This window comes from Alkalibacter rhizosphaerae (genome assembly GCF_017352215.1).
Taxonomy (GTDB): domain Bacteria; phylum Bacillota; class Clostridia; order Eubacteriales; family Alkalibacteraceae; genus Alkalibacter; species Alkalibacter rhizosphaerae.
In genome coordinates this window covers 1,452,917-1,466,496 of record NZ_CP071444.1, presented here as the reverse complement: position 1 = coordinate 1,466,496, position 13,580 = coordinate 1,452,917, and the positions used below count along the sequence as shown (strand labels likewise).

Sequence of the window (13,580 nt, the reverse complement as noted above, 5' to 3'; positions counted from 1 at the left end):
CCACTCCTTCCTTACTCCCCGCCTTGCCCCACTACCTGGATGTCCAGCTCAAAATGATCCTTGAATCGGACCTGGAGCGTATCGTAAATGTATCGGGACATTTCGACGATCTCGTTGATCTTTTCATAATCGATGGCCATCAGTTCATAATTCAAACGAATGTTGAATTCCACGATGTCTTCGAAAGAATAGGCCCGGTCCCCTTTAAAGTAATTCATGATCAGTTCCGTCTCTGCTGCAGCTGAGGTGATGTTGATCATGGCGATCATTCCATCGCTGATGTCCAGATTGTATTCATCCCGGTGGAGTTGGTAGAAGTAGACGCCCGTCTCCCGAAAAAGATCCACAATGACCCGGTCCTGACAGATCTCCAGATAGAATCTCTTGAACTTATCATCGGACAGCAGCAAATTCATGTACGACCGGATCTCTACCGCAGTTCTTATTTGGAGTTCGTATTCCTCTTCCAGAAGCTGATTGACAAGAGCCTTGTTGGATGTGAGAAATTCATCGTAGATGATCCCCGCCATGTTTTTTTTGCTCTGAAAATGATAGTGGATCACACCAGGACTTAGACCTGTAGCTTCGCTAAGATCTTCATAACGCGTATTGATGTACCCGTTTTCGTAAAACAGCCTGCGACAGGCGTTGATTATTTTTTCCTTTGTATTTCGACTCTTTTTATACCCCATGCTACACCGCCTTGTGAAATGTCGATCGATACAAAAAGTATACCATATTAAAAAAAATCCAGATGAAATATTTAATTTAGTATATATACTAAATTTGTTGACAACTTGAATTTCTCGTGATATTGTAAATTTTATAAATGGCATGATTAATATAATTCTTCAGATCGCAAGGTGCCATGATCACTGCATTGCTGCATTATGAAAGAACCACCAATAACTTTAAGGAGGAGTTTCAATGGAAGCAAAATTAGGAAAAGGTAAAATGGTCTTATTTCTCATCGCTTTGTTTCTGACCAATGTTGCCGTTATGAGCGACATGGTCATCATCCCCGCCATCGCCAACATGTATGGGGTTTTTGGGGATTCCATCAACTTAGTGAATTTCATCATCTCCGGCCCTGCCTTGATCGTCGTTTTCTCATCGTTACTTTGTGGCAAGCTGATGCAGTATTTCAGTAAAAAGACATTGCTGATCTTCAGCTACGCCCTGTTCGCCGCCGCATCCATTCTGGGTGTCGCCATAGAAAATGCATTGTATATGGCTGTCATGCGGGGGATCGTCGGATTCGCCATGGGCATTGTAAACGTTTCTGCCGTCGCCCTTATCCCTGAAATCTTTTTGGACGAAAAAAAGAGAAGCACCATCCTGGGCATGTACAATTCCGCCATGGCCGCCGTGGGGGCTGTCATCGGCCTGATCGCCGGCTACTTCGCCGTCGCTGCCTGGCAATTCGTATTCCGGGTATACTGGATCTCCGTTCCCATCCTGGCGATGATCATTCTTTTCGTCCCGAAAACGCCTCCGGAATCCGTTGTCTTCAACGAAGACGGATCCGTGACAAAAAAGGAAGCTCTTCCTTTGCTGTCCTTTGGCGCTTTGGTTGTAGGATTCATCCTTTTCAACATGATCTACATGGTCATTTATTTCCAGATCTCTGTCTACGTCCTTGAAAACGCCATTGGCAACGAATCGGTGGCAGGTATTCTGTCTTCCTTGGGTACCGTAGGCAGCGCAGTTGCCTGTCTGGCTTTTGGACTTACCTATACCAAGTTCAAAAGAGCCACCATCATCCCAAGTTATCTGGCATGGGTCCTGTGTTTTTCCCTTCTGTATTTGAAACCGACTTTCGCAGTTGCGGTCTTTGCCTGCACGCTGATGGGCGCCGCTTATGGAAACGGGTTCTCCTATTATTTCATGCGTACGACCGTGATCGTTCCACCTTCCCGCATTTCCTTGGCCATGGGGATCGTTACCGCTGCAAACGGTGTCGGAATGTTCCTGTCTCCATACTTCGCAACGACCTTGCAGCAATGGATGGGGGTCCAATCCCTGACCGCCATCATGCCGGTTCTGATCATCTTGTGTGCAGCCGGAAGTGTTCTGTCCATCGTTTTAACGCTTCGGGACAAGAAATATCCTACAGAATACAGTCTTCTCAAAGAAGCAGCATAAAATAATACAATGGAGGTATTGTCATGATGACAAAAAAAGAAAATTTCCTGGCCACGATCCGGGGAGAAGATCCAGAAAGATATGTCAACCAATTTGAGTTTCTCGAATTCATCTACGAAGCGCCCATGGAAGCGGATCCGCCTCCGGGAACAGAGCTTGTCAACGGATGGGGGATCACCTGGCGCTGGCCGGAAGGACAACTTGGCGCTTTTCCCGTACACGACGAGGAGCACAAGGTCCTCAAAGACATCACCCGGTGGAGAGAGCAGGTCAAGGCGCCGTCCGTTGTATTTGACGAAGCCCGTTGGGCCGACGCCATCGCCCATGCCAATGCCATCGATCGAAACGAAAAATTCGTTTCCCTGTTCGTCGCTCCCGGGATCTTCGAAATGACCCACCACCTGATGAGCATGGAAGATGCTTTGACCGCTTATTATGAAGAACCGGAAGCCATGCACGAACTTATCGACTACCTGACGGAGTGGGAGATCTCCTATGCCAAGGAACTGATCGACCATCTGCACCCGGATTGCCTCTACCACCATGACGACTGGGGCAGCCAAATCTCCACCTTCATGTCTCCGGCCATGTTTGAAGAATTCATTCTGCCGGCCTACAAGAAAATCTATCAGTACTATCGGGACAACGGTGTGGAGATCATCATCCACCACAGCGATTCCTTCGCCGCCACCCTGGTTCCCTACATGATCGACATGGGCGTCGATGTATGGCAAGGTGTCATGACCACCAACAACACGCCGGAACTGATCAAGAAATACGGCGGACAGATCACTTTCATGGGAAACATCGACAGCGGCAGCGTGGATTTCCCCGGCTGGACCCCGGAAATCATCGCAGAACATGTAGAAAGAGCCTGCAGGGAATGCGGCACCAAGTATTTCATCCCCAACCTGACCCAGGGCATGGACTTTGATTCCTTCCCGGGCGTCTATAAAGAGACCAGCGCTGCCATCGAGCGCATGAGTGAAGTCATGTTCAACAAATAAAAAAGAAAACAGCATTTCCGTGAATTTTCATTTCGCAGAAATGCTGTTTTTTTGTAAGAATCCGGACGCATCCTACACCTCTTTCACCAATAGGACGTCTTCCCTCTCCTTCGTTAGCTTCATCAGATCTTCTGTAAAGCCGTTGAGTCCGAACAAGACAAAATGCTCCTTGCGTTTTCCTCTTTTCCATTCTACTTCTTGTGCTTTTCTTTCCAAATTGAAAAGGACGTTCTTGCCGACTTTTTCCTTCCAATACTTGCATTCCCCAAATATTATGTTTTCCCCCTTGCTTTCGTAGGCAACGATGTCGATTTCTTCCTTGTTGTTCCACCAGCGGCCTGCACGGTCAAATACAAACTCCAACGGACCCTGATCGTTCATCTGCCACAGCCTTTCGATACAAACATCTTCATATACGTAGCTTGTATGGCTTTCGCTCATATGATCTCTGATTTTTCTCATAACATGATCCCGTTTCCCGGATTCAAGGAAGCTCAAATTGGGATACACAAAGCGGAACCAAAAGGCAATGTAGTTGTCCTTGATTTTGTATAACCCTCTTTTGCTTTTTTCCGGAATTTCTTCCGTAATGGGTACTTCTCTCTTCAACAAGTCCAAGTCCATCAGCGTCTTCAAGTACCTGGTCAGGTTCGTCTGCTTCAAACCCAAATACGATGCAATTTTGCTCAGTTTATGATTTCCTGCTGCGATGGCCCTCATGATGGAAAAGTAACTGCCTACTTCCCCCACTTCCCGCTGCAACAAAAAATTGGGTTCATCGTACAGAAAGCTTTGTTTAGACAGGACGTTCTTTTCAATTGCCATAAAGACATCGATCTCTCCGGCAAACATCTCCATATATTTGGGAACCCCTCCAGTGATCCCATAGTACTCGATCTGGTTTTTGCGATCCAGATTCGGGAAAAATTCTTTATAATATTGGAATGGGATCTGCTTCAACTTGATTTGTCCTGTTCTTCTGCCATATAGAGGACTACTGTAGTGCAAAGTTTGGCTCTCCATCATGGAAATCAAAGAACCGCAGAGAATGACCATGATGTTTTTGTCTTTCAGCATGGTATCCCAAATCTTTTGAAATACAGAGGGAAATGCAGGATCAGATTTCCCCAGGTATTGAAATTCGTCCAGCACCAACAGAAGTTTCTCGTCTTCTGCTTTGGACAGCAAAATTTCGAAAGGTATTTGCCACTGGTCGACTTTCGCCATTTTCAACAAGGAGTTGTCACAAAAGTCTCCTACCATATTCTTGAATGCTTCCAGATTTTGCTGCTCGCTTTCTTCCGTCACCAGAAAATAAAGTGCATTTTTTCCCTTCATGATTTCTGTCGCCAATGCAGTTTTCCCAACCCGCCGGCGGCCGTATAGAACTACAAGAGAGGATCCTTCTCTCTCATATTCCTCATTTAGAAAGGTCCATTCTTCTACTCGATCGATAAATCGCTCCATTTGCATTCCCTCCATAATTTTATTATACTCTAGATTATTATATTTTCAAGTATATAAAATTAATTATTAAAAAGCCGCTCCCACCCTTTTGGGCGAGAACGACTTCTCTTTTCCTACCTGTTCCTGTAATCCAACCTTAATCGATACCCTCTACGGTCGATGTGGTTGAATGTCTTGTATCGGATGACGCAGCCGTCCCGATTGATCTGGTTGGCGTAACTGTACACCAAATCCGGGCTGACTCCCTGGACCTTGATGTCCGCCGCTTTTCCGTGTACGTGCTGGGAGGTGTCCGCCCCGGCCACGTTATGGTTGTGGGTCCTGCAGCGGATCCCGGAAGTGATGATCACCGGCTTGCCGAAGTAGTTCCGGATCTGCTGCAACTGCTTCAAGAGGCTTTCCTCCACTTTTGCCGGGTAGCCGTTGCAAAAGCGGCCTCCGCATTTGCACTTGAATTCGCTTTTCTCGAAATCCTTGTACTTGTAGAACATGAGCTCGTACTTGGTGATGGGACCGGCGATGCCGTCCACCACTAGGCCGTGTTCTTTTTGAAACCTTCTGATCTTCTCCCTGCTCAAGGGACCGATGATCCCGTCCATGACTAGGGGGGTCGTCCTCCCCTTGTCCCATGTATTAAGCAGGCCTTGCATCACTTTATTGTCCATTGTTTTGTTGGCTCCTCTCCACAGCCCCCGCCTCCTGCATTCCCACCAGGATGTTCCTTAACACCTTGGGTATGGGCAGACCCATGAGGGCGGCATTCTCCAAAATGGAGATGCCTTCATTGGCAATGTAAAACAGGGCGGTGGCCATGCGAAAATAAGGTTCTCCATTTCCGGAGATCCGGTCGACCTGGGCGGCTATGAGCACCAGCATCAGAATGACGATTTTTTTAAGCAGACCGGCAAATCCGGTTTTGCTGCTCAATTTCTTCTGGACGATGGCGGCCATGAGCCCGGTCAAATAATCCACGGAGATGAAAACCAGCAAGCCGTTCATCAGGGCATCCCATCCGCCGAAAAGCTGTACTATGGCTGCCATGGATCCCACCATAAAGGCGTTTTCCACAGGCTTCATATAGGCCAGCTTTGGCAGGAAGTATCCCTGGATGTTGGTCGTTGTCATATGGTTTTTCTCCTTTCCTTCTATTGTTGGAAATCAGTCGGACATGTAGTCCCTCAGCTGGTCCAGGACCCGCTCTTTCAGTTTGCCTAGGCCCTGAATGTTCATTCCAAACTCCTCGGCAATGTCCTCGATCTTCTTGCCCTGGTAGTAATGGTGATAGAGAAACCAGCGTCCCCGGTCATCCAAGGCTTCCACGGCTTCCTGGAGGGCTTGAAGATGTTCATTCTCCTGGATCTGATCCATATAGTACTGGATCAACTGGTCTTTATAATACCGGATGAAGGGCAACAAACTGCCTTCTTCATAACTGTTGACCGCCTTTAGCATGATCTCGTAGGAATTCTGGTAGGCATCCTCAAAGGAGTCTGCTCCCTCGCCGTATTTTTTGTACAAGCTCAGCACCATGGGCTCCAGCGTTAAAAAGAGACTGTCCAATCTTTCCTGATTCCACCCTTTTCCAAAGGGATTATCCTTTATTGTTTGATCCATATTTATCTCCTGTTTCTTCCATTTAAATTTTGAGTTTACTTCCTCTATAATAGAATGGAAAAAATGGAGAAGAGAAACCCGTTTTCCTTGGTTTAAATACAAAAATGCCCGAGATTCCTCTCGGGCATCCTGTTTTCCATCATATGTTCTCGTTCTTCAATGCGTCCATGGGGTTGTCCTTTCGGATCTTGTCCATGGCATAGATGCTGCTGGCAAAGACCACCAGAAACACGCTGCCAATGGCGATGGCCACGGGTTTCATGGGCATGTAGAAGGCAAAATCCATGCCGTTGCTGATGGACCGATAGATCAGATAGGTAACCCCCACTGCGACGGGGATGCCGTAAATGATGCCTTTCAGACCATAAAGAGTGCTCTCGTAAGTCATCATCTGCCGGAAGCCCCTCTGGGTCATACCCACGGTCTTCAACATGGCAAACTCCCGCCGTCGCAGGTGGATGTTGGTGGAAATGGTGTTGAACACGTTGGCGGCGGCGATCAGGGAGATGAGGATGATGAACCCATAAGAAAAGATGTTGATGACGCTGACCATGGCCCGGTCCTGCTCCTGGAAGGCCCCGTGGTCCGTCAGCCGGCTGTAGGACAGCTTCTCTTCCTTGAGCAGGAGGGACATGTCTTCATAGGCGGCCTTGTGATCCTCTACATGGAAATACAAGTTGACTGGGACCTCTTCCTCTACGCCCAGGACCGCTGTTCTGGCGCTGAAGGGATAGATGACCTTGATGTCCGTTCCCATGGAATTGACGGCCATCATGGGAAGCTCCTTGATGATGGCTCCCAGCTCCAACTCTTGAGTAATAATTCCTTCCTCCCTGGGAAGGAGGACTTCCTCTTGGTTGTCGTCCCGGTAGACCAGCTGGTCTTCCCGGACCTCTCCGGTAAAGTAGGCTCCTTCCAATTCCTTAAAGGCCATCCCTATCGCCGAGAAAGACCCTTCCTTCAATGCATCGTAGGTGTAATACCTGGAATCTTCCGGGTTGAAGATCTTCCCCTGGGTATAGACCAGGGCTTTGGGCCGGTCGGTATCCGTGTACTCCTCTACCCCCAGCCGGTTGTCTTCCAGAAGCTTTGTAAAACTGGCATCATCCAGAAAGATCAGGTGCATGTCCAGGAGTTTTTCCCCTTCTGTTGCGCCCACCGCATCTTCCATCCAGCTGGATCCCAGCAGTTTCCGGTAGTTTTCATCCACCAGGTCCTCCGGCACCAGGATCCCTCCTCCCATTTCGCTGTATTCATAGGAAGAATCCCGGACGCCTTCTATGGAAGTCAGAAGTTCCCGGACACTCTCCTCATCGGTTTGTTGATCCGGCGTCAGGGTGTAGGAGATGTCGTAGGTGGCCTCCCCGAAGAGCTGGCTGGTGCTGGTCATCAAATAGTTGGTGAAGCTGGAAGCGGAGATGAAGAGGACTACGCTCATGAACAGGGAGATGACGGTTGCCCGGTATTTTCGCTTGTTCCTTTTAAAGTTCTTGGCTGCCAGCATGCCGTTGAATCCGAAAAGCTTGTAGGTGATCCGGCTGGTCTTCACTTTTCCCGCCTTGATCTTGATGTCCTCCGTCTGTCGGATGGCATCCATGGCGGAGATCCTGGCGGCTCTTCTCGCCGGTATGGCGGCGGAGATCAGGACAGTCACCACCCCCAGAGCGGCAGCCACCAGCAGGGATACGGGGGAGATCCGAAGCACCAACTGGGCATTGGTCCCGGAATTCCACAGGGCCGTGAAGAGGTCCTTGGCAAAAGTAAAGGTGATGCCGATGCCGGTGATACCCAGCAGGATCCCCAGGGGGATCCCCACGGCGCTCAAGACAAAGGCTTCAAAGAGGACGCTTCCCATGATCTGCTTTTTCGTGGCGCCTACAGACTTTAGCAGGCCGAACTGCTTGGTCCGCTCGCTGATGGAGATGGAAAAGGCGTTGTAGATCAGGGAAATGGATCCGAACATGATGATGGCGGAAAGGACGGCCACCATGCTGTAAAGTACGGCATTCAAGGTGTTCTCGTTGGAATTGCCGCTGAAGCGGAGCAGGTCGCTGTTGACCAGGGTCTCTTCAAATCCGGAATCTTCCAGAAAAGTGTAGATCCCTTCCATGGGCTCCACCCGCATGTAGACGTCCAAGGGCCCCTCTCCCTCACCATCTGCAACAGTGAGCGCCGTATACCCGGGGCCGTGTATCCTTCAAAGGTGGGCCGCTCATAGAATCCTACTACAGTATAGGACTTGGTTTCCTCCCCAACCAATTCTTCCTGTCCCTTCAAAAAAGACTGGGTTTGGGTCAGGTTTCCTCCATCATATACCCGCCTTCCCACATTCAAGGTTAGGGTATCCCCAAGGAAGAGGGTGACTCCCCCGTTGGTGGATAGATGCTCCGGCAGAAGGACCTGGCTGCTGTTTTCCGGCAGGACCCCGTCCACCAAGTGGACCGGCATCATGGTAGAAAACTCCTCATCCATGGCGCCGATGAAGACATAGGGCTTGTCCTCGTTCTGGATGCCCTCCAGGCGAGCATAGCCTACATGCTCCAGGGAAGAGAGGGCTTCCACCTCTTCCTTTTCTGCCAGGGCCTGCCGGTCTGCCAGAGTGATGTTCAAGACCCCGCCGTAGTAATTTCCTTCCTGTTCCTTGACCACTTCGATGATGTAGGACTGGAGGCTGAAAACGGATGTGGTGATGGCCGTAAACAGGGATACGGATAGAATAATACCAATAATGGTTACCAGGGTCCTTGTCTTGTTCTTCTGCAGGTTCTTTAAGGTCACTTTGTTCAAGATCTTCATGAAGGGATCACCTCATCCCGGGTGATCTTCCCGTCTTCGATGGTCAGGATCCGGTTGGCCTGGCGGGCAATGGCCTCGTCGTGGGTAATGATGATGAGTGTCTGATCATACTTGCGGTTGGATGCTTTCAGCAGTTCGATGATGTCCTGGCTGTTCTTGGAATCCAGATTTCCCGTGGGTTCGTCCGCCAGGAGGACCACCGGCTCGTTCATCAAGGCCCTTCCGATGGACACCCGCTGCTGCTGGCCTCCGGAGAGCTGGTTGGGCAAATGGTTTTCCCTCCCGTGGAGGTTCAAGGTCCCCAACAGGTCCGTCAATCGCTCTTGTGCCACTTCCTTGCCATCCATGAGAACGGGGAGGGTCATGTTCTCCACTACGTCCAAAACGGGGATCAGGTTGTAGAACTGGTAGATCAGTCCCACCTGCCGTCGTCGAAAGACGGCCAGCATCTCCTCGTCCAGTCCGTAGACGTCCCTGCCGTCCATCCAGACCTTGCCGGAAGTGGGACGGTCCACACCTCCCAAAATGTGCAGCAGGGTGGACTTGCCGGAACCGGAGGGACCGGTAATGGCCACAAAATCCCCTTTCTCGATGACAAAGGACACGTCATCCAATGCCTTTACCATATTGTCGCCGTCACCATAGGTCTTGGTGAGGTTCTCTACTTTTAGAATTTCCATCTATTAAAACCTCCTGTATTTTTGTCTCTGCTCTATTTTAGACCGGACACATTAAAGGAAGATTACAAGATTCTTAAGAATTTGTTACCAAAGTGTAAAAGTTTACGTTACTAAAAAAACAAGCCTCCTCATTTGTTGTAAGTGCCTATAGGTTGGGGTATACTTAAAGAGATAGACATTTTTGTTTATCTTTTAACGAGAGGTGGTGAACCAACGATGAAAAAACGTTATTCTTTTTTATGGATCCCCCTGATCATCTTGTTGCTAGTTGCAACGATGGCAGGGATCAATGCACCAACGGTGGAAGCGACGGGTGCCGGCAAACTGGTCTACGTCATCCCCATCGAAAATGAAGTGGAGCGGGGACTGGAGGCTTTCTTGCGGCGAACGACCAATGAAGCCATCGAGGCCAATGCGGATCACATCATCTTTGAGATCAATACCCCAGGCGGCGCCGTAGATGCGGCGGACAACATCGGACAGATCCTCCAGGCCATCGACATTCCCACCACGGCCTACATCCGGTCCAGAGCCCTTTCCGCCGGTTCCTACATTGCCCTGTTCATGGACAACATCTACATGAATCCACAGGCCACCATGGGAGCCAGCGGAATCATCACCCAGGACGGGAATGCTGCCGATGCGAAAGCCCAGTCCTACTGGCGGGAAGCCATGGGAAGTGCGGCGGAAGCCGGCGGGAGAGACCGGATCTATGCAGAAGCCATGGCGGATGCCAGCATCGATCTGCCGGAACTGAATGCTCCAACAGGAGAATTCCTGACACTGGGTCCCACAAAGGCCCTGGAAGTGGGATATTCCCAGGGAACCGTGAACCATCGAGCAGAACTGCTGACCGTCCTTGGATTTCCCGATGCCACCATCGTGGAGGCGGAGATCACCCCTGCGGAAAGCGTGGCCCGATTCCTCACCAATTCCATCGTGGTATCCATCCTGCTGACACTGGCCGGTCTTGGGTTCGTCATTGAGCTCTACACTGCCGGATTTGGTATCGCAGGCATAACAAGCATCGTATCCCTGATCCTATTTTTCTACGGCCATGCCGTTGCCGGGTTTGCCGGCTTTGAGGTATTGGTGCTGCTGATCCTGGGGATCGGGCTGATCATCACGGAGTTTTTCGTACCAGGCGGGATCTTGGGCGGACTGGGTGTACTGAGCATCGTGGCATCTTTGTTCTTTGCCTCGGACAACATCTTCGCCATCGGTATGAGCGTTCTGCTGGCCCTGATCATCTCCATTGCAGCATCGGTGATCCTCTACAAGAAGATCGGGCTGCAAAAAGGATTCCTGCGACATATCATCCTGTCCGACCGGGAAACGCCGGATCGAGGATATACGTCCGCAACAGACCGGAAAGATTGGATCGGTAGAAAAGGAACCGCATTAACACCCCTTCGACCGTCGGGTACCGGCATGTTTGACGACGACCGGATCGACATCGTATCGGAAGGGACCTTTATCAAAACGGGGCAACCTGTAGAAATCGTTCAAGTGTACGGCAGTCGTGTCGTCGTGAAAGAAATTACAAATGAGGAGGCGTAATTATGTTTAGTATTGCTGATTTCATACCAATTATCATCATTGGTGTCATTATCATTGGACTTGCTGTCTTGTTTTCCTTCATCCCGGTGGCTCTGTGGATCAGTGCCCTGGCTGCAGGCGTCAAGGTCAGCATCTTCACCCTGGTCGGAATGCGTTTGCGTCGGGTCGTCCCCAGCAAGGTCATCAACCCCTTGATCAAAGCATATAAAGCCGGCGTCAGCGCCGATGCCAACCAGCTGGAGTCCCACTACCTGGCAGGTGGTAACGTGGACAGGGTGGTCAACGCCCTGATCGCAGCACAACGAGCCAACATCGACCTGGGCTTTGAGCGGGCAGCCGCCATCGACCTTGCCGGTCGTGACGTATTGCAAGCCGTTCAAATGAGCGTTAACCCGAAAGTCATTGAAACACCATTCATCGCCGGTATTGCCATGGACGGGATCGAGGTAAAGGCAAAAGCCAGGATCACCGTACGTGCCAACATCGAACGACTGGTCGGTGGAGCCGGTGAAGAAACGGTCATCGCCCGTGTCGGAGAAGGGGTCGTCAGCACCATCGGTAGCGCCACTTCCCACAAGCAAGTACTGGAAAACCCGGATTCCATCTCCAAAAACGTATTGAACCGTGGTTTGGATGCAGGAACCGCTTTTGAGATCCTGTCCATCGATATTGCAGACGTAGACATCGGAAAGAACATCGGAGCCATCCTGCAAACAGACCAGGCACAAGCCGACAAGAGCATCGCCCAGGCGAAAGCGGAAGAACGTCGCGCAATGGCCGTCGCAGAAGAACAGGAAATGATCGCCCGCGTTCAGGAAATGCGTGCAAAAGTTGTGGAAGCAGAAGCAACCGTACCTTTGGCACTTGCAGAAGCACTTCGTACCGGCAAGATGGGCGTTATGGATTACATGAACTACCAAAACATCGGAGCAGATACCCAAATGCGGGGATCCATCGGTGACATGACCAAAGGGGATGCCCCCAAGGAATGATCCTTCCAGGCACTGATGGTCGAAAGGAGTGATTAAATGGAAGACATTATAGCTCCACTGTTAGCCATTCTTGTAATGGTAGGCTCCAGCCTATTGAGAGCCCGTTCCCAAAAGACCCAGGGCGGAGAAGCTCCCACCCGGCAGCCTGAGCAGAAGAAATCCTTCATGGAATACGGCAGGGAACTGATCAAGCAGATCGAAGAAATGAACCAGGAAGCTACCTCCGAAAAGAAGGTGGCACCAGCCCCAAGTCAGGAAACGGCACCGACCGTCCAGGCTGATCCGAGAGCCGCTGCATCCACAGCAGCCATGAACGATCAGATGGAACGATTGCGGGCCGACTTGAATGTGAACACGGAAAGAGAAAACCGGGAAACGAGAGAGCAGGCCAAGCGCATCCAGCGAAACATCCCCAAGGATGACGGCCCCCTTCAAGTGGAACGAAAAACCTTCAAGAATGTTCCCATCCAAAAGAACCTGACTCCAAGCGGACTGCAGCAAAGCATCGTCATGGCGGAAGTACTGGGTCCACCCCGGGCGAAAAAAGCCCACAGACCCATCCACCGCTAGGTGAGGGAGAATGTGAAATAAGAATAGAATAGCTAAGATAAAAATAGGGAACCCGACTGGATCAAGTCAGGTTCCCTATTTGTTTGTGGAGAAGTGATTTTTGCCACTTTACACTTTTTACAACGAAAAGTGTGGGTATTGTTTTTGATCCCTAATTCAAAGCATACTCCCCAGCGTTTGTTTTGGATATGTGCGTTTTTTCGTTCTTTTTTTGGTATAGATGAAGTACAGAGCAAAACGAAATAAGTTTGGGAGGTGCCTATGATGAAAATAAGACGGATCATGATCCTGCTGGTGTTATTGATGGTACACGCCCTCATGGGATCCTTTTTTCTCCCCGGATACCGCGTTCTTGCCCAAGAGTCTTTGGTGGAGGGCTTACAGACCTATACCGTCACCTACGATGCCAATGGGGGAACCGGCACCCTGGTGGATCCCAACAGCCCTTACACACCTTTGCCTTTGGATAAGGTGGGAATTTTGGAAAACGTCTTCGAAAAGCCCGGCTATGTATTTGCCAGTTGGAACACCCAAGCCGACGGCAAGGGCATCACCTATCTGCCGGGAGACTCCTTCATCCTTGCGGAAGATACCATTTTCTATGCCATCTACACTCCGGGCACTCCGAATACGGGACGATGGGACCCAAGGATTTTTCCAGTGCTTCTGGGTGCGATAGGTTGTGGCTTGATTTTCAAAAGGAAAACTTCATTGTAGTTTGACGGAAGAAAACGGCTCGGTGATCCTCG

General features: G+C 50.1%; 14 protein-coding genes. 6 read left to right on the top strand and 8 right to left on the bottom strand.

Going from position 1 to position 13,580, the window contains the following annotated elements; all coding sequences use genetic code 11:
- Positions 1–11: 11 nt before the first annotated feature.
- The gene (locus J0B03_RS07380) at positions 12–692 is read right to left on the bottom strand and encodes a TetR/AcrR family transcriptional regulator (protein ID WP_207298997.1); all 681 of its coding nucleotides are present in this window, start codon (positions 690–692) and stop codon (positions 12–14) included.
- A 235-nt stretch (positions 693–927) separates the two neighbouring features.
- Between J0B03_RS07380 and J0B03_RS07375 the strand changes: the two genes are divergently transcribed.
- Positions 928–2,145: an MFS transporter gene (locus J0B03_RS07375; RefSeq protein ID WP_207298996.1), complete on the top strand. Its 1,218-nt coding sequence runs from the start codon at positions 928–930 to the stop codon at positions 2,143–2,145.
- Positions 2,146–2,168: 23 nt separating this feature from the next.
- Positions 2,169–3,152: a uroporphyrinogen decarboxylase family protein gene (locus J0B03_RS07370; RefSeq protein ID WP_207298995.1), complete on the top strand. Its 984-nt coding sequence runs from the start codon at positions 2,169–2,171 to the stop codon at positions 3,150–3,152.
- Positions 3,153–3,224: 72 nt separating this feature from the next.
- On the opposite strand, the gene J0B03_RS07365 is transcribed toward J0B03_RS07370, so the two are convergent.
- The 7 genes from J0B03_RS07365 to J0B03_RS07340 all read right to left on the bottom strand — a co-directional run bounded on the left by J0B03_RS07365 (position 3,225) and on the right by J0B03_RS07340 (position 9,709).
- Complete coding sequence (locus J0B03_RS07365; protein WP_207298994.1) at positions 3,225–4,619, bottom strand: ATP-binding protein; 1,395 nt, start codon at positions 4,617–4,619, stop codon at positions 3,225–3,227.
- Between the two features lie 113 nt (positions 4,620–4,732).
- Positions 4,733–5,284 carry a D-Ala-D-Ala carboxypeptidase family metallohydrolase gene (locus J0B03_RS07360; RefSeq protein WP_207298993.1) on the bottom strand — a complete coding sequence of 184 codons (552 nt, stop codon included), beginning with the start codon at positions 5,282–5,284 and terminating at the stop codon, positions 4,733–4,735.
- Complete coding sequence (locus tag J0B03_RS07355) at positions 5,274–5,744, bottom strand: phage holin family protein (protein ID WP_246798093.1); 471 nt, start codon at positions 5,742–5,744, stop codon at positions 5,274–5,276. Before J0B03_RS07355 ends, J0B03_RS07360 begins: the two co-directional genes overlap by 11 nt.
- A 33-nt stretch (positions 5,745–5,777) precedes the next feature.
- Positions 5,778–6,233: a sigma-70 family RNA polymerase sigma factor gene (locus J0B03_RS07350; protein ID WP_207298992.1), complete on the bottom strand. Its 456-nt coding sequence runs from the start codon at positions 6,231–6,233 to the stop codon at positions 5,778–5,780.
- Positions 6,234–6,372: 139 nt separating this feature from the next.
- Complete coding sequence (locus J0B03_RS07345) at positions 6,373–8,223, bottom strand: FtsX-like permease family protein (RefSeq protein WP_309485122.1); 1,851 nt, start codon at positions 8,221–8,223, stop codon at positions 6,373–6,375.
- Positions 8,224–8,240: 17 nt separating this feature from the next.
- Positions 8,241–9,029: an ABC transporter permease gene (locus J0B03_RS12230; RefSeq protein ID WP_246798092.1), complete on the bottom strand. Its 789-nt coding sequence runs from the start codon at positions 9,027–9,029 to the stop codon at positions 8,241–8,243.
- Positions 9,026–9,709 carry an ABC transporter ATP-binding protein gene (locus J0B03_RS07340; RefSeq protein WP_207298990.1) on the bottom strand — a complete coding sequence of 228 codons (684 nt, stop codon included), beginning with the start codon at positions 9,707–9,709 and terminating at the stop codon, positions 9,026–9,028. Before J0B03_RS07340 ends, J0B03_RS12230 begins: the two co-directional genes overlap by 4 nt.
- Positions 9,710–9,925: 216 nt before the next feature.
- Between J0B03_RS07340 and J0B03_RS07335 the strand changes: the two genes are divergently transcribed.
- The 4 genes from J0B03_RS07335 (at position 9,926) to J0B03_RS07320 (ending at position 13,548) form a co-directional block, all read left to right on the top strand.
- The gene (locus J0B03_RS07335) at positions 9,926–11,269 is read left to right on the top strand and encodes an NfeD family protein (protein WP_207298989.1); all 1,344 of its coding nucleotides are present in this window, start codon (positions 9,926–9,928) and stop codon (positions 11,267–11,269) included.
- Between the two features lie 2 nt (positions 11,270–11,271).
- Positions 11,272–12,261, top strand: coding sequence for a flotillin-like protein FloA (gene floA, locus J0B03_RS07330; protein ID WP_207298988.1), 990 nt, complete (start codon positions 11,272–11,274; stop codon positions 12,259–12,261).
- A 36-nt stretch (positions 12,262–12,297) separates the two neighbouring features.
- A complete protein-coding gene (locus J0B03_RS07325) occupies positions 12,298–12,831 on the top strand; it encodes a YqfB family membrane protein (protein WP_207298987.1) in 534 nt (177 codons plus the stop codon).
- A 261-nt stretch (positions 12,832–13,092) separates the two neighbouring features.
- Positions 13,093–13,548, top strand: coding sequence for an InlB B-repeat-containing protein (locus J0B03_RS07320; RefSeq protein ID WP_207298986.1), 456 nt, complete (start codon positions 13,093–13,095; stop codon positions 13,546–13,548).
- Positions 13,549–13,580 lie beyond the last annotated feature (32 nt).